Below are 20,619 nucleotides of genomic sequence, written 5' to 3'. Positions count from 1 at the left end.
AAGATGCGCGACCACGGCGGCGATCTGGACCGGGCCAAGGCCCGCTTTGGCGATGGCGACTGGCTGGACTTGTCGACCGGGATCAATGCCGTGCCCTATCCGCTGCCAGAACTGCCGCCTCGGGCGTGGGCGGCCTTGCCCACGCGGGCCGAAACCGCAGCCTTGGAGGCTGCGGCGCGGACAGCCTACCGGGCCGGGGCCGAAACCGACTGCATCGCCCTTGCCGGTGCACAGGCGGCTATCCAGCTGGTTCCGCGGCTTGGCGGACCGGGTGAGGCTCGCGTTGTCGGCCCCACCTACAATGAACACGCGGGCGCGTTGGCGGCGCAGGGCTGGACCGTGACGCAAGTCGAGGATGCGGATGGATTGAAGGGCGCGCGGCTTGGGGTCGTGGTCAACCCGAACAACCCGGATGGTCGGTTCTGGACGCCGGAGGAACTGATCGACCTGGCGCAGGACGTGGGCCTTCTGGTGGTGGACGAAAGCTTTGCCGACCCCGCACCGGAGTATTCTGTCATCCCCTTTCTCGACAGTGTGCCGGAAGGGATCCTGATCCTCGTCCTGCGCTCCTTCGGCAAGTTCTACGGACTGGCGGGATTGCGATTGGGATTTGCGCTTGGCCCGTCAGCATTGGTGGAAGAAATGCGGCGGCTGGCAGGACCCTGGGCGGCCAACGGGCCGGCAATCACCATAGGGTGCACAGCGTTGGCGGATGCGGATTGGCAGACGAAGACGATCGCGCGGCTGTCCCGCGACGCGGTGCGCATGGATGCGCTGGCCGAGGCGGCGGGCTGGTCCCTGGTGGGGGGCACGGTCTTGTTCCGGACCTATGAGACGGGCGACGCATTGGCCGCGCAGGAGCGTCTGGCAGAGGCGCGGATCTGGAGCCGCGCCTTCCCCTATTCGGCAGGCTGGCTGCGGCTGGGCCTGCCGGGGTGCGAACCCGATTGGGCGCGGCTGGAGGCGGCGCTAAAGGGCTGACGGCGCTCAGCGGGCGGCAGCGAGAAGACCTTCGACGTCCAGATGTGCCTCAAGGTGATCGGCAAGGGCTTCCAGCGTCGCTTCGACCGTCGCATCATACGAGGCGCTGGCTTCGACCCCGAAACCATTCAGCCATGCGGCGCGAAAGCGGTCGTCGCGGAACATGCCATGCAGGTAGCTGCCCATCACCCGGCCATCGGCGCTGATCGCCCCTTCGGGATTGTCCCCGACAAAGGCGAAGGGGCGGACGCGGTCCGGGCCGTCGCTGCGGCCGATATGGATTTCGTAGCCGTGGAACGGGGTGCCGGTGGCCGCATGGCGGGCATTGACCTCTGTCAGGGACTTGTCTGCGGTCATGACGGTGTCGATCTCCAGCAGGCCAAGGCCGGGATCGCGGCCCGCCGGCCCCTCGATGCCCTGCGGGTCATCAACCACGCGGCCAAGCATCTGGTAGCCGCCACAAATCCCCAGCACCCGACCGCCACGGCGGTGATGCGCCATCAGGTCCACGTCCCAGCCTTGTTCGCGCAGGAAGGCAAGGTCGCCGCGGGTGGACTTGCTGCCGGGCAGGATCACGAGGTCGGCGTTGCCGGGGATCGCCTCGCCGCGCCGGAGCATGGTCAGGCGCACGCCCGGTTCCTGCGCCAGCGGGTCGAGATCGTCGAAATTCGCCATGCGCGAAAGGCAGAGGCAAACCACGTGCAACCCGTCGCGACGGGTTTGCGTGCGGATGTCCAGCGCATCCTCTGCAGGCAGGCGCCAGGCCTCGGGGAACCAGGGGGCGACACCATAGCCGCGCCAGCCGGTGCGCTCTTCGATCAGCTTGTAACCCTCGTCGAAAAGACGAGGATCGCCGCGGAACTTGTTGACAAGAAACCCGGAAATCCAGTTGACGTCGTCGGTCGGCAGAATTGCCTGGGTGCCGACGATCTGGGCGATCACGCCGCCCCGGTCGATGTCTCCGGCAAGGATTACCGGCACGCCTGCGGCCTCGGCAAAGCCCATGTTGGCGATGTCGCCATTGCGCAGGTTCACCTCTGCCGGACTGCCGGCCCCCTCGACGATCACCAGGTCATGCACCGCCTTGAGTCGATTGAAGCTTTCAATAACGGAACCAAGAAGTTGCGGCTTCAACTTCGCGTAGTCCCGGGCCTTGGCGGTGGTCACTCTCTTGCCCTGAACGACCACCTGTGCGCCCACATCCGTTTCCGGTTTCAACAGGACCGGGTTCATGTCGGTATGGAGCGGTAAGCCGCAGGCCAGCGCCTGAAGCGCCTGCGCCCGCCCGATCTCACCTCCGTCAGAGGTCACGGCGGCATTGTTCGACATGTTCTGCGGCTTGAACGGGGCCACCGAGTAGCCACGCCGCAGCGCCGCTCGGCAGAGACCCGCCACCAGCATGGACTTGCCGACATTGGACCCGGTGCCCTGGATCATCACCGCGCGGCTCATGACGCGATCCCCAGTCGGACGGGCAGATCAAGGCGGGTGCGCGCGTCAAAGTGAAAGGTCTGCCAGCCGCGTCGGGCTGCCGAGGCCAGGTTCTCGCGGTTGTCGTCGATCAGGAGCAGGTTCTGCGGCATCATCCCCGACCAGCGTTCGATCTGGCCGAAAAAACCCGGATCGGGCTTGGCCACACCCATCGGGCCAGAGGCAAAGATCGTCTCGACATGTTCTGACAACCCCATGACATCCATGATGTAATCTGCCCTCGGTGCGGGATTGTTGGTGCCGATCACGGCGCGCGCGGGACTGCGTGCCAGCCAGTCGATCACCTGTTTGTCGGGCCGGTCCTCGGCCTGCAACCAATGGTCCAGCAAGACCGCGGCGCTGACATCCGTGTGCTGCGTGGCCAGCCAGTCGGCCAGCGCCTGTTCCAGTGGCAGCGCGCCGCGCAACACGCGTGCGGCCTGTCCCGGCCGGTTCAGGAAGGCGCGAAAGGCGCGCGGCGACAGACCCAGCGTCCGGTCAAGGTCCGCGACCCATCCGAAAGGTTCGCCCGGCGGTTCGGCGTTCAAAACGCCGTCGAAGTCCCAGACGACAAGTTCGGCGGTCATTTAGGGTAGATCAGGGCAGTTGCGACATAGCCTGCGGGCAAGGGCACAGTCGGGGGCGTTTCCAGCCGCTGCGCCACGTGGTCCGGCAAGAGGTGCGTGTGCGGCCCTTCTGGAGAGGCGCCGTCCGGCGGGGGAATCTCGGCGTCGATCTCAAGCCGCAGACAGGGTGTCTCGATCACGCGTACCGGTGCGGCGTCCCGCAGGGCCAGGCCGCTGCGAGACAGGTGATCCGGCCACGCGGTGCCCTGGCAGCGGGCCAGCCTTGCAGCAAGCGCCTTGTTGCAACGGACGGTGAATCGGGCGGCGCGGCTGCCCAGCCCCAGGTCGAACCGCGTGCCACCGGCATCGCGCGGCAAAAGCGCGTCTTCGTCCGGGCCAAGCGCGGTCAGGGATCGGGCAGGATCGCGCAGGGCGCGACCGATCGGAACGGCGAGCGCGATCAGTGTCGGCGCCTCCGGGCGGTCTATCTCGAAGGCGGTGAGGTAGCGCGCGGCCTCCAGCCGCAGCGCGGCATTGTCCAGTTGCAGGGTCAGCACGCCATCACCGATCTGTGCCGCGCATTCTATCCCCGGCAAGCGCGACAGCTCTCCCGAGGCCCCCCATATGCCCGCTACCAGCCGCGCACCGTCTTCCGCGATGCGGCGCGCGGTTTCGGTCAAGAGCGTGTCACCCTGCCAGGACAGGCGGCGCGTCTTCAGCCCCATGTTCGTGGCGCGGGCGGGCAAGGCGGCCCAGACGCCGGCGCGGAAATCGTCCGAGGCACTGCCCCAGCAAGCGATCTCGTCCAGGCTGCGGGCGCATCCCGTGCACAGTTGCGATGCCTCGTCGATCACGCATCGCGCCACGCAGGGGCTGGCCGGGGGCAGGCGGGTCATGCGGCTCATGGGCCTAGAACTCCACGCCTTTCTGTGCCTTCACGCCGTCGCGGAAGGGGTGTTTGATCAGGTCCATCTCGGTCACCAGGTCGGCGGCCTCGATCAGTTCCGGCTTGGCGTTGCGGCCCGTCAGGCAGACATGGGTCATGACCGGTTTCTGGTGCAGCAGGAAGTCCACCACCTCGTCGATGTCGATGTAGTCATAGCGCAGGGCGATGTTGATCTCGTCCAGCAGGACGAACTGGATTTCGGGATCGAGGATCTGTTCCTGCGCGATCTTCCAGCCGTTCTGGGCGGCGGCAATGTCACGCTCGCGGTCCTGGGTTTCCCAGGTAAAGCCCTCACCGGACACGAAGAACCGGCATTCCTCGGCAAAGCGGTCGCGCAGAAAGGTCTTTTCGCCCGTGTCCCAGTTGCCCTTGATGAATTGCACCACCGCGCAGGGCATGCCATGCGCGATGCAGCGCATGATCATACCGAACCCGGCCGAGCTCTTGCCCTTGCCCTTGCCGGTGTGGACCATGATCAGACCCTTTTCCTCGGTCTTGGTCTTCATCATCTCGTCGCGGGCGGCCTTGATGCGGCGCATCTTTTCGTTGTGGCGGGTGGTGATCTCGTCCATTGCGCGCTCCGTTGATCGGTTCAGGCAGGAATTGCATCCGTGTCGCGCCCCGTCAACGTGCTTCGCGATTGACATGTCCGCCCGTCTGTCGCACCACCCCCCTCACGATGGTTCCCCGGAGCACCCGGGGAGGACAACAGGGAACGCGGTGAAACCCCGCGGCTGCCCCCGCAACTGTAAGCGGTGAGCGCCCTCGCAACGTGCCACTGGCCGGACCGGCCGGGAAGGCGCGGGGGTGCCGCGACCCGCGAGCCAGGAGACCTGCCATCCCAGGTGCAACTTTAGTCCCGGGCGGGGTGCCCCGGAGGAGGTCGGAAATGGATCACGATACGCAGCAGGACGCGGGCCAGGCGCCGGTCGAACTGCTGGTTTGCGTCAAGTGTCGGCGCGGCGAAGACGTGCCGGAGGGCGGTGTGCGCCCGGGCCAGCGCCTGCACGATGCGCTTGCCGAGCGCGAGATGCCCGAGGGCGTCACGTTGACGCCGGTGGAATGCCTGCAGAACTGCGACTATGGCTGTTCCGTTGCCATGCGCGGGGGGCCGGAACGCTGGACTTACGTCTACGGAAACCTTCACGAAGCGTCGCATCCGGACCTGCTGGCCGAAGGTGTCGCGCTGTATCATGCGGCCCGTGACGGGGTGATCCCCTGGCGCGCGCGGCCGGAACATTTCAAACGCAATTGCATCGCGCGCATCCCGCCCGAACAGACCGGAACGCCGGAAAAGGAACAGACATGACCGATCTCGCCAAGCTTCCCGTCACCGTCATCACCGGCTTTCTGGGCTCGGGCAAGACGACGCTGATCACCCACCTGATGCAGAACCCCGGTGGCAAGCGGCTGGCCGTTGTTGTCAACGAGTTCGGCGACGTGGGCGTCGATGGCGAAATCCTCAAGGGCTGTGCCATCCCCGATTGCCCGGCGGAAAACATCATGGAGCTGGCCAACGGCTGCATCTGCTGCACCGTGGCCGATGATTTCATTCCGACGATCGAGGCGCTGATGGCGCTGGACCCGCGCCCGGAACATATCCTGATCGAGACCTCGGGTCTCGCTCTGCCGAAACCGCTGCTGAAAGCCTTTGACTGGCCGGATATCCGGTCCAAAATCACCGTGGATGGCGTGATTGCGCTGGCCGATGCAGAGGCGGTGGCCTCGGGGCGTTTCGCGCCCGACGTGGCCAAGGTGGATGCACAGCGGCTGGCGGATGACTCGCTGGATCACGAAACGCCGCTGTCGGAGGTCTTCGAGGACCAGATTTCCTGCGCCGACATCATCCTGCTGACCAAGCCGGATCTTGCGGGCCCCGAGGGCGTGGCAAAGGCCAAGGAGATCATTGCCGCCGAGGCGCCGCGACCGCTGCCGGTGATCGAGGTGGCCGAGGGGGCCGTCGATCCGCGGGTGATCCTGGGGCTGGAGGCGGCGGCAGAGGACGACATGGATGCGCGTCCCAGCCATCACGACGACCATGACGACCATGAACACGACGATTTCGAGTCGATCGTCGTCGACATTCCCGAGGTGTCCGCCCCCGCCGATCTGGTGGCGCGGATCGAGGAACTGGCAAAAAGCCAGAACATCCTGCGGGTCAAGGGCTATGCCAGTGTCGCGGGCAAGCCGATGCGCCTGCTGGTGCAGGCAGTTGGCGCAAGGGTCCGGCATCAGTACGACCGTCCGTGGAAAGCGGACGAGCCCCGTCAAGGCAGGCTTGTCGTGATCGCCGAACATGACGATATCCGCCCTGATGCCATCCGGGCCGTGCTGGGCGTGGCCACGGAGGCGGCGGAGTAAGGCGGGCCTTACCCGCCGCGCCGGAGCGGTGTCATGCACGTCATCTTTCGCGAAAGCCACGGACTCGAAGAGAGCGAGACCCCGACCGATCTGGCGCAAAGCCCGGCGGACCTTGTGGTGCTGTCCTTCTCGGATTCCGACCTCGGCGCCTTTGCCGCCGGCTGGGAGCGGGGCGGCGGGCGCGCGGGGCGAATGCCCTCGTTGCGGCTGGCCAATATCGCGGCGCTGAAACATCCGCTCTCTGTGGACACCTATGTTGAACAGACTCTGGAGGGGGCCAAGGGCATCCTGGTCCGGCTGATCGGTGGCGTGCCCTATTGGGCCTATGGCATCCAGCAGATCGCCGCCTTGGCACAGGCGAAGGGGATCGCCCTGGCGGTGCTGCCGGGGGATGGGCGGGTCGATACGCGGCTGGACGAGGTCTCGACCCTGCCGGTCTCCACCCTGCGGCGGTTGGCACATCTTTGCGACGCGGGCGGCGCGGTGGCGGCCCAGGCCGCGCTGGCACAGATGGCGTTGGCGGCGGGGCTCTATGCCGGGCCGGTGCGCGGCGCCAAGGGGTTGCCGCAGGTCGGCGGCTGGCTGCCGGAGCACGGGGTCTGCTGCCCGGTTCTGGCGGCGTTGCGGGATGGCGAGGGCGGAGGGGGGCTGTCTGCCCCCCGCTTGCCGGAGGCAAGCCCCCCCGAGAGGATTTCGGGAGAGAAGAAACCGCGCCCGCTGGTCTGCCTGGTTTTCTACCGCTCTTACCTCGTATCGGCGGACATGGCGCCCATGGAGGCGCTATGCGCCGAATTGCGGGCGCGCGGCTTTGACGTTTTGGGGTTGTTCGCGCCTTCGCTGAAGGCGCCGGGCGCCTCGGGATGGCTGGCGCGGCAGGTGGCGCACCTGGCGCCCGTCGCCATCGTCAATGCAACCGCCTTTTCCGGGCGCGGGGCCGAGGGGGATTCGCCGCTGGATGCGGGAGAGGTGCCTGTCTTCCAGGTGGCCCTGGCGACTTCTTCGCGCGCGGCCTGGGCCGAGGCGGAGCGGGGCCTGTCCCCCGCCGACCTGGCCATGCACGTGGTATTGCCGGAAGTTGACGGGCGGCTGTTCACGGGCGCCGTGTCCTTCAAGGAACCGCAGGCGCGCGATCCGGATCTGCAATTTGCCCGCGTCGCCCATGCGGCGGATGCGGTGCAGGTGATGGCCGCAGCCGATCGTGTTGCGCGTTGGACCAGGCTGGCGGCCACGCCCGAAGCCGACCGGCGGCTGGCGCTGGTGCTTTCAACCTATCCGGGGCGCGACTGGAACCTGGCCCATGCGGTCGGGCTGGACGCGCTTGCCTCGGCAGAGGCGATCCTTGCCGATCTCGCAGAGACCGGTCACGACGTCGGTTCGGAAGTGTCGGCGGAGGCGCTGCGCGCGGCGCATCTGAACTGGCCCCTGGGAGAATACAGGGCCGCACTGGCGCGCCTGCCCGAGGCCTTGCGTGACGATCTCGAGGCCGCCTGGGGTGTGCCCGAGGCGGATGCGGATGTTGTCGATGGCGAATTTTCCTTCCGCGTGCTGAAGCGGGGCAAGGCGCTGGTGGCGCTGCAGCCGGAACGCGGCACGCCGGAGCAGCGAGACGACGACTACCACGACCTGTCCCGCGTGCCGCGCCATGCCTATGTCGCCTTCTACCTGTGGCTGCAGCAGAGAGTGGATGCGCTGATCCATATCGGCGCGCATGGCACGCTGGAGTGGCTGCCCGGCAAATCGGTCGCGCTGTCCAATGCCTGTTGGCCCGAGGCGCTGACAGGTGGGATGCCGGTAATCTATCCTTTCATCGTCAACGATCCCGGTGAGGCAGCGCAGGCGAAACGCCGCATCGGCGCGGTGACGCTGGGCCATGTACCACCGCCCTTGCGCGAGGCCGCCGTTCCGGAACGGCTGGCCCGGCTCGAGGCGCTTCTGGACGAGTTTTCCAATGCCGACGGGCTGGATCCAAGACGACGCGATCGGCTGATGCAGGACATTCGGGCCGAAGCGCAAGCGGTTGGGGTCGAAGGGGATCTCGGCCTCGAGACCAGCGCCAGCACCGCCGAGGCGATCACCCGGATCGACCGCTTTGTCTGTGACATCAAGGAAAGCCAGTTCGGCGATGGGCTGCACGTCTGGGGGCGGGCGCCCGTGACGGGTGGCGGGATCGATGCGGCGGAGTCCGTCGCGGCGGAACGTCGTGCGCTGATCGACGCGCTGGATGGCAAGCGGATCGCGGCCGGACCGTCAGGCTCGCCGTACCGGGGGCGCAGCGATGTCCTGCCGACGGGGCGCAACCTGTTTACGACCGACCCACGCTCGGTTCCGACGCGCAGCGCCTATGCTCAGGGCGTCAAGCTGGGCGAGGAACTGGTGCGGCGACACCTGCAGGACGAGGGCGACTGGCCGCGCGGGCTGATCGTGGATCTCTGGGGCTCGGCCACAATGCGCACGGCTGGCGAGGAGTTTGCCATGGCGCTGCATCTCTTGGGGGTGCGCCCCGTCTGGGACCAGGGCAGCGAGCGCGTCAGCGGGATCGAGGTCATCCCCATTGCCGAGCTGGAGCGGCCCCGGATCGACGTCACGCTGCGTGTGTCTGGCCTGTTCCGCGATGTTTTTCCGACGCTGTCCACGCTTTTCGGTCAGGCGGTCAAGGCGCTCTCCGAACGCGACGAGGCGCGTGACTGGAACCCCTTTGTCGGGCAGGCGGGCGCGCGGGTCTTCGGCCCGGCGCCGGGGTCCTTTGGCCTTGGGATCGGGGCGCAGATCGGCGACTATTCCGAGGGATCGCGACAGGCGGCGGGTGAGGCCTGGCTAGCGGCCTCGGCCTGGGCCTATGACCGGGGGGAGGGCGAACGCGACGCCGCGGGCTTGCGGGAAAGGGTGCGTGCGGCAGAGGCCTTCGTGCACCTTCAGGATCTGCCGGAAACCGACCTTCTGTTGGCCGAGGATTACGCCAGTCACGAGGCGGGCTTTGCCGCAGCCCAGAGCGTGACCGGGGGCAAGGCCGCGCTCTACCACATGGACAACACGGATCCGTCGCGCCCCCGCGCGCGGGGATTGACCGAAGAGATCGCCCGCGTGGTCCAGGCGCGGGCGGCCAATCCGGTATGGTTGGCCGGGATGCAACGGCACGGGTTCCGGGGGGCGGCGGAAATTGCCGCAACGCTGGAGAACATGGCCGCCTTCGCGCAACTGGCAGACGTGGTGCCGGGGCATCTTTTTGATCTCTACTACGATGCGACGCTGGGCGATGAAGCGGTGACGGAGTTCCTGCAAGAGGCCAACCCCGAGGCATTTGAGGCCATGCGGGCACGGTTCGCGGCACTGCATGCGGCGGGGCTCTGGCAGACCCGCCGGAACTCGATCCTTGCCGCGCTGGAGGCGGCGGAATGAGCGTGCCCGAGATCAAGGGGTGGTGTCCGGGCGCATATCGTCCGATGCGCTCGGGCGACGGGTTGGTGGTGCGGGTACGTCCGCATCTTGGGCGGATCGACGTCGATCAAGCGCAGGGGCTGGCGGAGATCGCCGAGAGCCTTGGCAGTGGGATCGTCGAGGTGACGGCGCGGGCCAATCTGCAACTGCGCGGTGTCACGGATGACGGGTTCCCGCAGGTGATCGAGCGGCTGGATTCGCTGGGCCTGTTGCCCGGCGCTGCCGAGCGTGAGGCGCGGCGCAACGTGATCCTCGCGCCGTTTGACGATGGCACGGCTGACCCCCTTGCCGAGGCCCTGTATCAGGGACTCGAGGCGGCGCGCTTTGCGGGACTGCCGGAGAAATTCGGGTTCGTGATCGATCCCGGCCCGCAACGACAACTGGACGAGGTCAGCGGCGATATCCGGATCGAAGCGGCCGGCGATGGGCTTATAGTCCGCGCCGATGGCTGCGCCACCGGGCGCACGGTGGTCGAGGAAGAGGCAGTGCGCTTGGCGTTGGATCTGGCGGCCTGGTTCCTCGACAGCGGCGGTGTCGGATCAGACGGGCGCGGACGCATGGCGCGGCACATCGCGTCGGGCGCCGAACTGCCCGCGTGTTTGCGCGGCACGGCCGTCCCGAATGAACCCGTTCCGGCCCCAGAGCCGGGACCTCGTTCTGCCGGGATCTGCGTGGCTGCGCCCTTTGGCCTGTTCACGGCGCAGGCGCTGCGACACCTGGCTGGAACCGGCTCCGAACTGCGCGTGACCCCGTTCAGGATGCTCTACTTGCCCGCTGTCACCCGTCTGACCCCGCACGACGACCTCGTCACCGACCCGCGCGACCCGATCCGCCGGATCGAGGCGTGTACCGGTGCGCCGGGTTGCCCGCAGGCCAGTGTCGCCACCCGCGATCTCGCCCGCAGCCTTGCCGCGCATGTGCCCGAGGGCCGGCGTTGGCACGTCTCGGGCTGTGCCAAGGGCTGTGCCTTTCCGCGCGCTGCCGATCGTACCTTGGTGGGGAATGGCGGCGCATTCGATCTTGTCACGCCGGGGGCGCCGTGGGATGAGCCGCTCCGCCGCGGGCTGACCCCTTTGGACATCAACGAACTTATCAGGCCCTGAAATCAATGCCCTATACATACGAAAAAGACGGCGCGGCCATCTACAAGGAGAGCTTTGCCACCATCCGCGCCGAGGCAGAGCTGGACCGCTTTGCCCGAGACGAGGAACAGGTGGTGGTGCGCATGATCCATGCCGCCGGCCTCGTGGGGCTGGAGCGCGATGTGAAAGTGTCGCCCGGCATGGTTGCAGCCGCACGCGCGGCGCTGGAGGCGGGCGCGCCGATCTTTTGCGATGCCTTCATGGTTTCCGAGGGGGTGACACGCAAACGCCTGCCGGCCGGCAATGACGTGATCTGCACCCTGCGCGAGCCCGAGGTTCCGGACCTGGCCACGCAGCTCGGCACCACGCGCTCTGCGGCGGCGCTGGAACTGTGGCGGCCCCGGCTGGCGGGCGCCCTGGTGGCCATCGGCAACGCGCCCACGGCGCTGTTCCACCTTCTGGAGATGCTCGAGGATCCGGAGTGCCCGCGCCCGGCGGCGATCATCGGCTGCCCGGTGGGATTTGTGGGCGCGCGAGAAAGCAAGGACGCCCTGTGGGAGGCACAGCCGGTGCCCTCGCTGATCGTCGAAGGGCGGCTGGGCGGCAGTGCCATCACCGTCGCCGCCATCAACGCCATCGCGAGCCGCGCGGAATGAGGGGCGGGACGGTCTTCGGCGTCGGGCTTGGCCCCGGCGACCCCGAATTGATGAGCGTGCGCGCCGACCGGCTGGTGCGCAATGCACGGCATGTGGCCTTTTTCCGCAAGGCGGGGCGGTCCGGCCGCGCGCGCGGGATCGTCGACGGAATGCTGCGCGAGAATGCGGTTGAATTCGCGATGGAATATCCGGTCACGACCGAGATTCCGCTGTCGGACCCGCGTTACAACCAGATCCTATCGGCATTCTATTCCGATTGTGTCGCGCATCTGAAAGCGTTGGTGGCGGCGGGCGAGGACGTGGTCGTGCTCTGCGAGGGCGACCCGTTCTTCTATGGCTCCTTCATGCATCTTTATACCCGGCTCAAGGACGACGTGCCGGTGCATGTGGTGCCCGCGATCACCGGCATGTCCGCGGCCTGGACGGCGACCGGTGCGCCGGTGACCTGGGGCGATGACATCCTGTCGGTGCTGATGGGCACGTTGCCCCTGGCGGAATTGACGCGCGGGGCGTTGGATGCGGATGCGCTGGTGGTCATGAAAATCGGTCGGAACCTGCCCAAGATCCGCGAGGCGTTGCAGGCGGCGGGCAAGATGGACCGCGCCTGGCTGGTGGAATACGCCAGCATGGACGGGCAGACCGTCATGCCCCTGGCCGAGGCGGATGACCGCGTGTCGCCCTATTTCTCGATCGTCATCGTGCACGGACAGGGGCGCAGGCCATGAGCGGCTGGGTCGTGATCGCGGGCCTGGGTCCGGGAGACGAGGCGCTGGTCACCCCCGAGGTGACGGCGGCCCTGCAGGAAGCGACCGATATTGTCGGCTATATTCCCTACGTCCGGCGCATCCCGCCGCGAGAAGGGCTGCGCCTGCACGAAAGCGACAATCGCGTGGAACTGGACCGTTCCCGCCACGCGCTGGATATGGCGGCAGAGGGGCGGCGGGTGGTCGTGGTCTCGTCGGGCGATCCGGGTGTCTTTGCAATGGCCTCGGCGGTCTTTGAAGCGGTCGAGGCCGGCCCGGCGGAATGGCGCGCGCTTGAGATCCGGGTATTGCCCGGCATCACCGCGATGCTGGCGGCGGCGGCCAAGGCGGGTGCGCCACTGGGACATGATTTCTGCGCCATCAACCTCAGCGACAACCTCAAGCCCTGGGCGCTGATCGAGAAACGCCTGCGTCTGGCGGCAGAGGCGGATTTTGCCATGGGGTTCTACAATCCGCGGTCCAAGTCCCGTCCCGAGGGCTTTGGCCGTGCCTTGGACGTGCTGCGCGAAGCCTGCGAACCGGAGCGGGTGATGATCTTTGCCCGCGCCGTCTCGACGCCCGAGGAAGAGCTGCGGGTGGTCCGCCTGTGTGACGCCACGCCCGAGATGGCGGACATGCGCACCGTCGTCCTTGTCGGCTCCTCGCTGACGCGGGTGATCGAGCGGGAGGGTGCGCCTTGGGTCTATACCCCAAGGTCCGTCCCGGAATGAGCCAGCCAGTCCAGCACCTCCTGCGGGGTGGCGACCTCGTGGCGCTCGGGCAGGGCGGGGCGGTCGATCATCACGACCGGGATGTTCAGCGCCCGCGCGGCGTCCAGTTTGGCCGAGGCGCCGCTGCCGCCCGCGTTCTTCGACACCACCAGGTCGATGGCGTGGTCCTGCATCAGCGCTCGGTCGCCTTCGGCGGTGAAAGGCCCGCGATCCAAGATGACGTGGTATTCGGCGAAGGGCGGCGGGGACTTCGGGGGATCGACCAGCCGCAGCAGGTAGTAATGCTGCGGGTTGGGCGCAAACTCTTCCAGGTGCATCCGGCCAACGGCCAGCATGACCCGGCGGGGCGTGGTGTCCAGAGTGGCGACCGCACCGGCAATGTCCGGTACATGGCGCCAGCGATCCCCGGCCTGCGCCTGCCAGGCGGGCCGCGTCAGGGCCAGCATGGGGATCCCCGCCTGTCGGGCCGCGTGCACGGCGTTGGTGCTCATCTGCGCGGCAAAGGGATGGGTGGCGTCCACCAGGTGCGTGATGCCAGTGTCGCGGATGTAGCGCGCCAGCCCTTCGATACCGCCAAAGCCTCCGACGCGCTGTGGCAGGGGCTGGCGGCGCGGACGTTCGACCCTGCCGGCAAAGCTGACGGTGCCCTTGACCCCGCGTTCCGCCATCAGGTTGGCCAGCGCCGTGGCCTCTGTCGTGCCGGCCAGGACCAGGAGGTTCGGCGTCATGTCTGAGGGTGCTCCCTGGCTGGTGATCATCGGTCTGGGTGAAGATGGACCGGAGGGGCTGTCGCCTGCAAGCCGCGCCGCGCTGGAACGGGCGGAAATCGTCATGGGACCGCCGCGGCACCTGTCCTTGTTGCCGGACCTTGGAGCAGAGCGCGTGGAATGGCCGGTGCCGTTTTCTGACGGTCTGGACCTGCTGGAGGGGTTTCGCGGGCGACGGGTGGCGGTGCTGGCCTCGGGCGATCCGTTCTGGTTCGGTGCGGGCAGCGTGATTGCGAGACGGTTTGGGCCGGGTGAATGGCGGGCGCTTCCGGGGGTATCCTGTTTTGCGCTGGCCGCGGCGCGGCTGGGCTGGGCATTGGACAGGACGCTGTGTCTTGGGCATCACGCGGCGCCGTTGACACGGCTGCGCCCCTATCTGGCCCCGGGTGTCCGGATGATCCTCACCCTGCGTGATGGCGAGGCTGCGGCGGATCTGGGCAGATACCTGGCCGGGGTAGGTTTCGGTACCTCGCATATTTGGGTGATGGAGGCCTTGGGCGGTCCGCGGGAACGTGTGACCAAGGTGCGGGCCGAGGCTGTGTCCGGGGAATTCTCACACCCGGTGGTGGTGGCTGTCGAGGTCGCCGGAGAAGGGGCGGCACTGTCCCGTGCCTCGGGTATCGATGATACGTTTTTCGACAGCGATGGCGTGATGACCAAGCGCCCTGTGCGGGCATTGACGCTGTCGGCCCTGGCGCCGAAACCCGGGGAACGGCTTTGGGACATCGGCGGTGGGTCCGGCAGCATCGGGATCGAGTGGTTGCTGAGCCATCCGTCGACCCAAGCCGTCGCGATCGAGCCGCGCGCGGATCGGATTGCGCTGATCACTGCCAATGCGGCGGCTCTGGGCGTGGACCGGTTGCAGGTGGTCGCGGGCCATGCGCCGCAAGCTCTGGCAGGACTGGATGCGCCGGACGTGGTCTTTGTCGGCGGCGGACTGAGCGCGGCGCTGCTGGACTGGTTGTTCACTCATCTGCCCGGGGGAACGCGGTTGGTGGCCAACGCGGTGACACTGGAAAGCGAGGCGCAGCTGATCGCGGCCCATGCGGAACGAGGAGGGGACCTTTTGCGGATCGAATTGGCACAGGCGGCAGCTCTGGGGCCGCGCCGGGGCTGGAAAGCGGCCTACCCGGTTGTGCAGTGGAGTGTGACACTGTGATCGTCGCGGGGTTCGGTTTCCGCAGCGCGGTCTCGGTACAGGCGCTCGCCGAGGCGTTGTCCCTGGCGGGGTCCGGGCAGACGGTCTCGGCGCTGGCCACGGCAGCGGACAAGGCGACATCGCCGGCATTCGCGGCCTTTGCGCGGCAAGTTGGGTTGCCGGTGATCGGGATTGACGCCGCCACGCTCTCAGCGCAGGAGGTGCAGACGCAATCGGAGGCCAGCACGGCGGCGCGCGGCACAGGTAGCCTGGCCGAGGCGGCGGCGCTGGCCGCGGCCGGGCCGGGGGCGCGGCTGATCGGGCGCCGGGTGGTCTCGACCGACCGCATGGCCACCTGTGCGCTGGCAGAAGGAGAGGGCGCATGACAGTACATTTCATCGGGGCAGGGCCGGGTGCGGCCGACCTGCTGACCCTGCGCGGGCGCGGCCTGATCGCGGCCTGCCCGGTCTGTCTCTATGCCGGGTCACTGGTGCCCGAGGCGGTTCTGGCGCATTGTCCGCCGGGCGCGAGGATCGTGAACACGGCGCCGATGGACCTTGATGCCATCGTTGCGGAAATCGCTGCGGCCCATGCCGAGGGCAAAGACGTGGCGCGGCTGCATTCCGGCGACCTCTCGGTCTGGTCGGCAATGGGCGAGCAATTGCGGCGGCTGGATGCCTTGGAGATTCCCTATGACGTGACGCCGGGCGTGCCCTCCTTTTCGGCGGCGGCGGCGGCGTTGGCGGTGGAGCTGACGGTGCCGGAACTGGCGCAATCGCTGGTGCTGACGCGCACGCAGGGCCGCGCCTCGCCCATGCCCGAGGGGGAGAGCCTTGCGAATTTCGCCCGCACGGGGGCGACACTGGCGCTGCATCTGTCGGTGGGGCAACTGGAAAAGGTCCAGGCAGAGTTGCTGCCGGGCTATGGCGCGGAGTGTCCCGTGGCCGTCGTCTATCGTGCCAGCTGGCCCGACCAACGGGTGATCCGTTGTACGCTGGGCACCCTAACAGAGGCTGTGGATGAGGGGATTTCGCGCACTGCGCTGATCCTCGTCGGCGCGGCCCTGGGCGAGGGACCGCGGGCGGAAAGCCGGCTTTATGCGGCGGATTATGACAGGCGCTACAGACCGCAGAGCGCCGAAAGTCCCTGGGCGGAGTGGCAACATGGCGATGACTGATCTTCCCCCCGGCCTGATGATCTCGGCCCCTGCGTCGGGCACCGGCAAGACGACCGTCATGCTGGGGCTGCTGCGTGCCTTGCGCGACGAGGGGCTTGCGGTGCAGCCCTTCAAGTCCGGCCCCGACTATATCGACCCGGCCTTTCACCTTGCGGCCAGCGGGCGGGCGTCTTTCAACCTGGATACCTGGGCGATGGATTGCGGTCTGCTGGATGCGGTCGCGACGCAGGCGGATGGCGCGGATATCTGCATCGGCGAGGGGTCGATGGGGCTCTACGACGGGGTGGCGACGCGCGGGCAGAGCGGGTTCGGGTCCTCGGCAGAGACCGCCCGGCGCATGGGCTGGCCCGTGGTGCTGGTGGTCGACGTCGGCGGACAGGCGCAATCGGCGGCGGCCACAGCAATGGGGTTCCGGGACTACATGCCCGATCTGCCCTTTGCCGGGGTGATCCTGAACCGCTGCGCCTCTCCGCGGCATGAGCGGCTGACGCGCCTGGGCATGGAAAAGACCGGGATCACGGTGCTGGGCGTGTTGCCCCGGCGCGGCGATCTGACCTTGCCGGAACGGCACCTTGGCCTGATCCAGGCGGTCGAACACCCTGACCTAGAGGCGGCGATCGCGGGTTATGCCGATTTCCTGCGCGAACATGTCGATCTTGCGGCGATCCGTGCGGTGGCGGATGGGCAGTCGGACGCCCCGGCCGCCGGGCTGCGCCCGGCAGCGGCCCGCCCGCCAGCCACATCCGATTTGGCCCGCCCACCAGGGCAGCGCATCGCGCTGGCCCGCGATGCGGCTTTTTCCTTTACCTATCCGCATTTGCTGGAAGGGTGGCGGACTGCGGGGGCCGAGATCCTGCCGTTTTCGCCCCTCGCCGACGAGGTCCCGGACGAAAGCGCCGACTTGGTCTGGTTGCCGGGCGGCTACCCAGAGTTGCACGCCGAGCGGCTGGCCGCGGCAGAGCGGTTTCGGGCGGGATTGCGGGCCTTCGCCGAGACGCGGCCCGTGCATGGCGAATGCGGCGGGTACATGGCGCTTGGCGCGGCATTGGTGGACAAGGAGGGCGTTTCGCATCAGATGGCGGGCCTTTTGGGACTGGTGACCTCTTACGAGAAGCGCAAGTTCCACTTGGGATATCGCCGCGCGGTGCTGGAGGGGGAGATGACGGGCTTTGCACCGGGGACCGCCCTGCGCGGGCATGAGTTCCATTATTCCACCATCCTCGAGCAACCCGACGCCCCCTTGGCGGCGGTGGCGGATGCCGATGGCAACCCGGTGCCAGAGACCGGCTCTCGAAAGGGACATGTCACCGGCACCTTCTTTCACCTGATCACGGCGGAGGTCCCGGCATGAGCGGTTTCGTCAGTTTCGTGGGCAGCGGTCCGGGCGATCCCGAGCTTCTGACGCTCAAGGCCGTGGACCGGCTCAAACGCGCCGATGCGGTGCTTTTCGATGACCTGTCCTCGGGGCCGATCCTGAGCCATGTGCGCCCCGGTGCTGACCTGATCGGCGTTGGCAAGCGGGCCGGGCGGCCCTCGCCCAAGCAGAACCATGTCAGCCAGTTGCTGGTGGAGTATGCGCAGGAGGGCGGACGGATTGTCCGTTTGAAATCAGGGGATTCCGGGCTGTTCGGGCGGCTTGAGGAAGAGCAGGTTGCGCTGCGCGCGGCGGGGATCGACTATGAGATCATACCGGGCATTCCCTCTGCCGTGGCGGCGGCGGCGGCCTGTGGCATCCCTCTGACCCGGCGGTTGACCGCGCGCCGGGTTCAATTCGTGACAGGCCACGATGCCAGCGGCGCATTGCCCCCGGACCTGGACCTCAGGGCGCTGGCCGATCCCGGTGCCATGACGGTGGTCTTCATGGGCAAGCGGACCTTTCCGAAACTGGCAGAAGCCTTGATTTCCAATGGCTTGCCAGAGACGACCCCGGCGATTCTGGCCGAGGCGGTCTGTACCTCCGAACAGAGCCTGTACCGGGACACGATGGCGGGCCTGTCGGCGCGACTGGCGGGAGAGGTCGGGACCAAGCCGGCGCTGATCCTTTACGGGCCGATGGCCGAACTGGGGGTGGGGTTTGACTGAACTCTGGCTGGTCGGGATCGGGACAGGCAACCCCGACCATCTGACCTTGCAGGGCCAGCGCGCATTGCGTGAGGCCGCGACCGTTCTGATCCCGAGAAAGGGGGCGGCCAAGGAGGACCTCGCCGAGGTTCGCCACGAGATCTTGCGGTGTGCGGGTGCCAAGGCGCAAGTTGCGCCATTCGATATGCCGGTCCGGGATGAGCGCCTGCCTTACCAGGAGCGGGTGGCACGCTGGCATGACGCCATCGCCGACCGCTGGATCGCGGCGCTGGAGGGGGCGCCGGAGGGGCCCGTGGCGCTGCTGGTCTGGGGTGATCCGGGGCTATACGACAGCACGCTGCGCATTGCCGAACGGCTGGGCGATGATGTGAAAGTCAAGGTATTTCCGGGGGTTACGGCGCTTCAGGCGCTGACGGCGGCACATGCGATCCCGTTCAACACGGTGAATGGCGCCGTGGTCGTGACCACCGGGCGGCGTTTGCGGGATCACGGATGGCCAGAGGGCGCCGAAACGGTGATCGTCATGCTGGACGGCGAGTGTTCGTTCCAATCCCTTGATCCGCAAGGCATTTCGATCTGGTGGGGCGGGTTCCTGGGGATGGAGGAACAGGTGCTGGAGGCCGGGCCGCTGGCGGACACCGGCCCTAGGATCGTGGAGACACGGGCCGAAGCGCGGGCGCGGCACGGCTGGATCATGGACACCTACCTGATGCGGCGCGAGGGGCGGACCTGAGGCGCCGGGCCTTGTACGTTTTGTACAAAACGTACATCGAAATCAGCATTTTGTACAAAGCGGCAAGCACTCGTTAACTCTTGTCGCCGGGGCGTGCTGTGCGGGCGGGGAAATCCGGACTGGGTGGCCGGGAAACTCTTGCTAGACTGCAGGGCGAATCCCGCGCCCGGAGTGTATTTTTCGATGTCCATTGCCCGCCTGATTGCCGCCGCCTCGATCCTTGCCCTCGGCAGTGCCGTTCAGGCGCAGGACTTGATGCTGTTCCCGCCCGAGACCTTTGGGCAGGTGGTCGCGCCACGAAAGGAAACCTTGCTGGACGCACAGCTTGAGGCGCAGGTGGGGGCCTACAACAACGAGTTCGTGTCCAGCTATGGCGACAGCTCGATCTTTGTCCGAACGGGCCGCGCCGTGGGAATGTTGCAGATCCTGACCAATGTCGGTCACGCGCCCTGCACCGCCTTCCTTGTCGAGGGCAACAAGCTGGTGACCAACCACCATTGCGTGCCGGGTATCCTGAAACATCCCAGGATGGTCGAGAAGGGCGCGACCAGTATCGCGGCGGTGCAGTTCCACGCGGGCTTTCTGCGTGACGGGATCGAGGACGGGGTCAAGAGCTTTCACGTCAACCCGGTGCCGCTGGAGACCAGCGAGGCGCTGGACTACACGGTGCTGCAGGTGCTGGGCGATGCCAATGCCGAGTTCGGCGCGCTGGACCTCTCGGCGGCGGTGCCCAATGACCGCGATCCCTTCTGGGTGATCGGCCACCCGATGGGCGAGGCGCAGCGGATCAGCCGCGAGAAATGCCAGGCGGACAGCCCGGCGGTTGCGGGGAACAGGCTGCGCCATACCTGCGATACGCTGCCGGGGAATTCCGGTTCTCCGGTGATCGACGCAGGGTCGCAGAAGGTGATCGGGCTGCATCACGCCGGGAGCCGGGCGGGGGATGTGAATTTCGCCGTACCGATGGCCGATATCCTGGCGCAGTCGGAGGTGTTGAAGGCGGTAGCCAAGGCGCCGGAGGTGCCGGAAGCCAAGGATGGCGCCGACAGGGACGCGGAACGCGCGCTGGCGGCAGCACTCGCGGAACTGGAGAAGTTGCGCGCGGAAAAGGCGGAACAAGACGTGGCCGTGCAGGCCAAACCCGTCGAGGCCGCCGATCCGGTTCCGGAACCGGAGGACAGGCGCGAGATCCTGCGCCAGTCGCAACTGCACCTGAACACGCTGGGGTGTGATGCGGGTACGCCGGACGGGATCATGGGGCCGCGCACGCGCGAGGCATTCCGCCGTTTTCTGGCGGCGACGGATGCGGCGCTTGAGGTCGGTGATCTTGGAACGCCGCAGGCGCTGGAGGCCATCAAGGCGCGGTCGGGCAGAATCTGCAGGCAGGTGGCCGCAGCGGTCCCGGAACCGGGGGCCGGCGCACCGAGGGAACCGGCCCAGGCCACGCCGCCCGCGCCGGTCTATTCGATGGTCGGAACCTGGAGCTGGTCCGCGACATGCCCGCTTGGTACGGCCACGGGCCGCACCGTTTACCGGTCGGCGGGGGGCACTGCCTTTACCGGTACGATCAGCGGTACATCGGGCACCGGAACCACGCGGGGTGCACTGAACGGGCGCAGATATTCGGCCACGGAGACCTTTGGCTGGGTCACCAGTAGCGCCAACGGCACCCTGTCCAAGGATGGCCGGGCCCTGACCATGAGCGTATCGAACGGCTGCAGGGTCACGGCGCGCAAGAACTGACGTGGCGC

The 20,619-nt window shown here is 67.5% G+C and carries 20 protein-coding genes and 1 riboswitch; of the genes, 15 read left to right on the top strand and 5 right to left on the bottom strand.

The window, feature by feature from the left end:
• The first annotated feature begins 3 nt into the window (after positions 1 to 3).
• Positions 4 to 981 carry a threonine-phosphate decarboxylase CobD gene (gene cobD / locus RBB42_RS17405; RefSeq protein ID WP_305970642.1) on the top strand — a complete coding sequence of 326 codons (978 nt, stop codon included), beginning with the start codon at positions 4 to 6 and terminating at the stop codon, positions 979 to 981.
• A gap of 6 nt (positions 982 to 987) precedes the next feature.
• Here cobD and RBB42_RS17400 read toward each other — a convergent pair whose 3' ends face one another.
• The 4 genes from RBB42_RS17400 to cobO are packed head-to-tail and all read right to left on the bottom strand — an operon-like array spanning position 988 to position 4,535.
• Positions 988 to 2,433, bottom strand: a complete 1,446-nt coding sequence (locus RBB42_RS17400) for a cobyric acid synthase (protein WP_305970641.1) — start codon at positions 2,431 to 2,433, stop codon at positions 988 to 990.
• Positions 2,430 to 3,038 (bottom strand): HAD family hydrolase, encoded by a 609-nt coding sequence (locus RBB42_RS17395; RefSeq protein WP_305970640.1) that lies wholly within the window; start codon positions 3,036 to 3,038, stop codon positions 2,430 to 2,432. Before RBB42_RS17395 ends, RBB42_RS17400 begins: the two co-directional genes overlap by 4 nt.
• Positions 3,035 to 3,922 carry a DUF1289 domain-containing protein gene (locus RBB42_RS17390; protein ID WP_305970639.1) on the bottom strand — a complete coding sequence of 296 codons (888 nt, stop codon included), beginning with the start codon at positions 3,920 to 3,922 and terminating at the stop codon, positions 3,035 to 3,037. The genes RBB42_RS17395 and RBB42_RS17390 overlap by 4 nt, the downstream gene beginning before the upstream one ends.
• Before the next feature lie 4 nt (positions 3,923 to 3,926).
• Positions 3,927 to 4,535 carry a cob(I)yrinic acid a,c-diamide adenosyltransferase gene (gene cobO, locus RBB42_RS17385; RefSeq protein ID WP_305970638.1) on the bottom strand — a complete coding sequence of 203 codons (609 nt, stop codon included), beginning with the start codon at positions 4,533 to 4,535 and terminating at the stop codon, positions 3,927 to 3,929.
• Between the two features lie 91 nt (positions 4,536 to 4,626).
• A riboswitch (cobalamin riboswitch) is annotated at positions 4,627 to 4,818 on the top strand.
• Between the two features lie 34 nt (positions 4,819 to 4,852).
• Between cobO and RBB42_RS17380 the strand changes: the two genes are divergently transcribed.
• The 7 genes from RBB42_RS17380 to cobJ are packed head-to-tail and all read left to right on the top strand — an operon-like array spanning position 4,853 to position 12,971.
• Positions 4,853 to 5,272 (top strand): DUF1636 family protein, encoded by a 420-nt coding sequence (locus RBB42_RS17380; protein ID WP_305970637.1) that lies wholly within the window; start codon positions 4,853 to 4,855, stop codon positions 5,270 to 5,272.
• Positions 5,269 to 6,324 carry a cobalamin biosynthesis protein CobW gene (cobW, locus tag RBB42_RS17375; RefSeq protein ID WP_305970636.1) on the top strand — a complete coding sequence of 352 codons (1,056 nt, stop codon included), beginning with the start codon at positions 5,269 to 5,271 and terminating at the stop codon, positions 6,322 to 6,324. The genes RBB42_RS17380 and cobW overlap by 4 nt, the downstream gene beginning before the upstream one ends.
• Before the next feature lie 33 nt (positions 6,325 to 6,357).
• The gene (cobN, locus tag RBB42_RS17370; protein ID WP_305970635.1) at positions 6,358 to 9,720 is read left to right on the top strand and encodes a cobaltochelatase subunit CobN; all 3,363 of its coding nucleotides are present in this window, start codon (positions 6,358 to 6,360) and stop codon (positions 9,718 to 9,720) included.
• Positions 9,717 to 10,862 carry a precorrin-3B synthase gene (gene cobG / locus RBB42_RS17365; protein ID WP_305970634.1) on the top strand — a complete coding sequence of 382 codons (1,146 nt, stop codon included), beginning with the start codon at positions 9,717 to 9,719 and terminating at the stop codon, positions 10,860 to 10,862. The genes cobN and cobG overlap by 4 nt, the downstream gene beginning before the upstream one ends.
• A gap of 5 nt (positions 10,863 to 10,867) precedes the next feature.
• Positions 10,868 to 11,497 carry a precorrin-8X methylmutase gene (locus tag RBB42_RS17360; RefSeq protein ID WP_305970633.1) on the top strand — a complete coding sequence of 210 codons (630 nt, stop codon included), beginning with the start codon at positions 10,868 to 10,870 and terminating at the stop codon, positions 11,495 to 11,497.
• Positions 11,494 to 12,222 (top strand): precorrin-2 C(20)-methyltransferase, encoded by a 729-nt coding sequence (locus RBB42_RS17355; RefSeq protein WP_305970632.1) that lies wholly within the window; start codon positions 11,494 to 11,496, stop codon positions 12,220 to 12,222. The genes RBB42_RS17360 and RBB42_RS17355 overlap by 4 nt, the downstream gene beginning before the upstream one ends.
• Positions 12,219 to 12,971: a precorrin-3B C(17)-methyltransferase gene (gene cobJ / locus RBB42_RS17350; RefSeq protein WP_305970631.1), complete on the top strand. Its 753-nt coding sequence runs from the start codon at positions 12,219 to 12,221 to the stop codon at positions 12,969 to 12,971. The genes RBB42_RS17355 and cobJ overlap by 4 nt, the downstream gene beginning before the upstream one ends.
• On the opposite strand, the gene RBB42_RS17345 is transcribed toward cobJ, so the two are convergent.
• Complete coding sequence (locus RBB42_RS17345) at positions 12,944 to 13,699, bottom strand: cobalt-precorrin-6A reductase (RefSeq protein WP_305970630.1); 756 nt, start codon at positions 13,697 to 13,699, stop codon at positions 12,944 to 12,946. The genes cobJ and RBB42_RS17345 overlap by 28 nt on opposite strands.
• Between RBB42_RS17345 and cbiE the strand changes: the two genes are divergently transcribed.
• From cbiE to RBB42_RS17310, 7 genes are all read left to right on the top strand, one after another.
• The gene (gene cbiE / locus RBB42_RS17340) at positions 13,698 to 14,897 is read left to right on the top strand and encodes a precorrin-6y C5,15-methyltransferase (decarboxylating) subunit CbiE (protein WP_305970629.1); all 1,200 of its coding nucleotides are present in this window, start codon (positions 13,698 to 13,700) and stop codon (positions 14,895 to 14,897) included. The genes RBB42_RS17345 and cbiE overlap by 2 nt on opposite strands.
• Positions 14,894 to 15,262: a cobalamin biosynthesis protein gene (locus RBB42_RS17335; protein WP_305970658.1), complete on the top strand. Its 369-nt coding sequence runs from the start codon at positions 14,894 to 14,896 to the stop codon at positions 15,260 to 15,262. The genes cbiE and RBB42_RS17335 overlap by 4 nt, the downstream gene beginning before the upstream one ends.
• The gene (gene cobM / locus RBB42_RS17330) at positions 15,259 to 16,053 is read left to right on the top strand and encodes a precorrin-4 C(11)-methyltransferase (RefSeq protein WP_305970628.1); all 795 of its coding nucleotides are present in this window, start codon (positions 15,259 to 15,261) and stop codon (positions 16,051 to 16,053) included. Before RBB42_RS17335 ends, cobM begins: the two co-directional genes overlap by 4 nt.
• Positions 16,046 to 17,404, top strand: coding sequence for a cobyrinic acid a,c-diamide synthase CobB (locus RBB42_RS17325; protein WP_305970627.1), 1,359 nt, complete (start codon positions 16,046 to 16,048; stop codon positions 17,402 to 17,404). Before cobM ends, RBB42_RS17325 begins: the two co-directional genes overlap by 8 nt.
• The gene (gene cobA / locus RBB42_RS17320) at positions 17,401 to 18,135 is read left to right on the top strand and encodes a uroporphyrinogen-III C-methyltransferase (protein WP_305970626.1); all 735 of its coding nucleotides are present in this window, start codon (positions 17,401 to 17,403) and stop codon (positions 18,133 to 18,135) included. Before RBB42_RS17325 ends, cobA begins: the two co-directional genes overlap by 4 nt.
• Positions 18,128 to 18,868 (top strand): precorrin-6A synthase (deacetylating), encoded by a 741-nt coding sequence (gene cobF, locus RBB42_RS17315; protein ID WP_305970625.1) that lies wholly within the window; start codon positions 18,128 to 18,130, stop codon positions 18,866 to 18,868. Before cobA ends, cobF begins: the two co-directional genes overlap by 8 nt.
• Before the next feature lie 183 nt (positions 18,869 to 19,051).
• Complete coding sequence (locus RBB42_RS17310) at positions 19,052 to 20,611, top strand: trypsin-like peptidase domain-containing protein (RefSeq protein WP_305970624.1); 1,560 nt, start codon at positions 19,052 to 19,054, stop codon at positions 20,609 to 20,611.
• Positions 20,612 to 20,619: the final 8 nt, after the last annotated feature.

Origin of the sequence: Mameliella sp. MMSF_3455, from assembly GCF_030733205.1 — a bacterium.
In the GTDB taxonomy this organism is placed as follows: domain Bacteria; phylum Pseudomonadota; class Alphaproteobacteria; order Rhodobacterales; family Rhodobacteraceae; genus Antarctobacter.
The sequence above is the reverse complement of the archived record's forward strand: the minus strand, read 5'-3'. Positions and strand labels throughout refer to the sequence as shown.

Bases quoted from the DNA above. Each gene is read 5' to 3' on its own strand.
- cobD (WP_305970642.1), top strand. From the start codon at position 4: ATGCGCGACCACGGCGGCGATCTGGACCGGGCCAAGGCCCGCTTTGGC.
- RBB42_RS17400 (WP_305970641.1), bottom strand. From the start codon at position 2,433: ATGAGCCGCGCGGTGATGATCCAGGGCACCGGGTCCAATGTCGGCAAG.
- RBB42_RS17395 (WP_305970640.1), bottom strand. From the start codon at position 3,038: ATGACCGCCGAACTTGTCGTCTGGGACTTCGACGGCGTTTTGAACGCC.
- RBB42_RS17390 (WP_305970639.1), bottom strand. From the start codon at position 3,922: ATGAGCCGCATGACCCGCCTGCCCCCGGCCAGCCCCTGCGTGGCGCGA.
- cobO (WP_305970638.1), bottom strand. From the start codon at position 4,535: ATGGACGAGATCACCACCCGCCACAACGAAAAGATGCGCCGCATCAAG.
- RBB42_RS17380 (WP_305970637.1), top strand. From the start codon at position 4,853: ATGGATCACGATACGCAGCAGGACGCGGGCCAGGCGCCGGTCGAACTG.
- cobW (WP_305970636.1), top strand. From the start codon at position 5,269: ATGACCGATCTCGCCAAGCTTCCCGTCACCGTCATCACCGGCTTTCTG.
- cobN (WP_305970635.1), top strand. From the start codon at position 6,358: ATGCACGTCATCTTTCGCGAAAGCCACGGACTCGAAGAGAGCGAGACC.
- cobG (WP_305970634.1), top strand. From the start codon at position 9,717: ATGAGCGTGCCCGAGATCAAGGGGTGGTGTCCGGGCGCATATCGTCCG.
- RBB42_RS17360 (WP_305970633.1), top strand. From the start codon at position 10,868: ATGCCCTATACATACGAAAAAGACGGCGCGGCCATCTACAAGGAGAGC.
- RBB42_RS17355 (WP_305970632.1), top strand. From the start codon at position 11,494: ATGAGGGGCGGGACGGTCTTCGGCGTCGGGCTTGGCCCCGGCGACCCC.
- cobJ (WP_305970631.1), top strand. From the start codon at position 12,219: ATGAGCGGCTGGGTCGTGATCGCGGGCCTGGGTCCGGGAGACGAGGCG.
- cbiE (WP_305970629.1), top strand. From the start codon at position 13,698: ATGTCTGAGGGTGCTCCCTGGCTGGTGATCATCGGTCTGGGTGAAGAT.
- RBB42_RS17345 (WP_305970630.1), bottom strand. From the start codon at position 13,699: ATGACGCCGAACCTCCTGGTCCTGGCCGGCACGACAGAGGCCACGGCG.
- cobM (WP_305970628.1), top strand. From the start codon at position 15,259: ATGACAGTACATTTCATCGGGGCAGGGCCGGGTGCGGCCGACCTGCTG.
- RBB42_RS17325 (WP_305970627.1), top strand. From the start codon at position 16,046: ATGACTGATCTTCCCCCCGGCCTGATGATCTCGGCCCCTGCGTCGGGC.
- cobA (WP_305970626.1), top strand. From the start codon at position 17,401: ATGAGCGGTTTCGTCAGTTTCGTGGGCAGCGGTCCGGGCGATCCCGAG.
- RBB42_RS17310 (WP_305970624.1), top strand. From the start codon at position 19,052: ATGTCCATTGCCCGCCTGATTGCCGCCGCCTCGATCCTTGCCCTCGGC.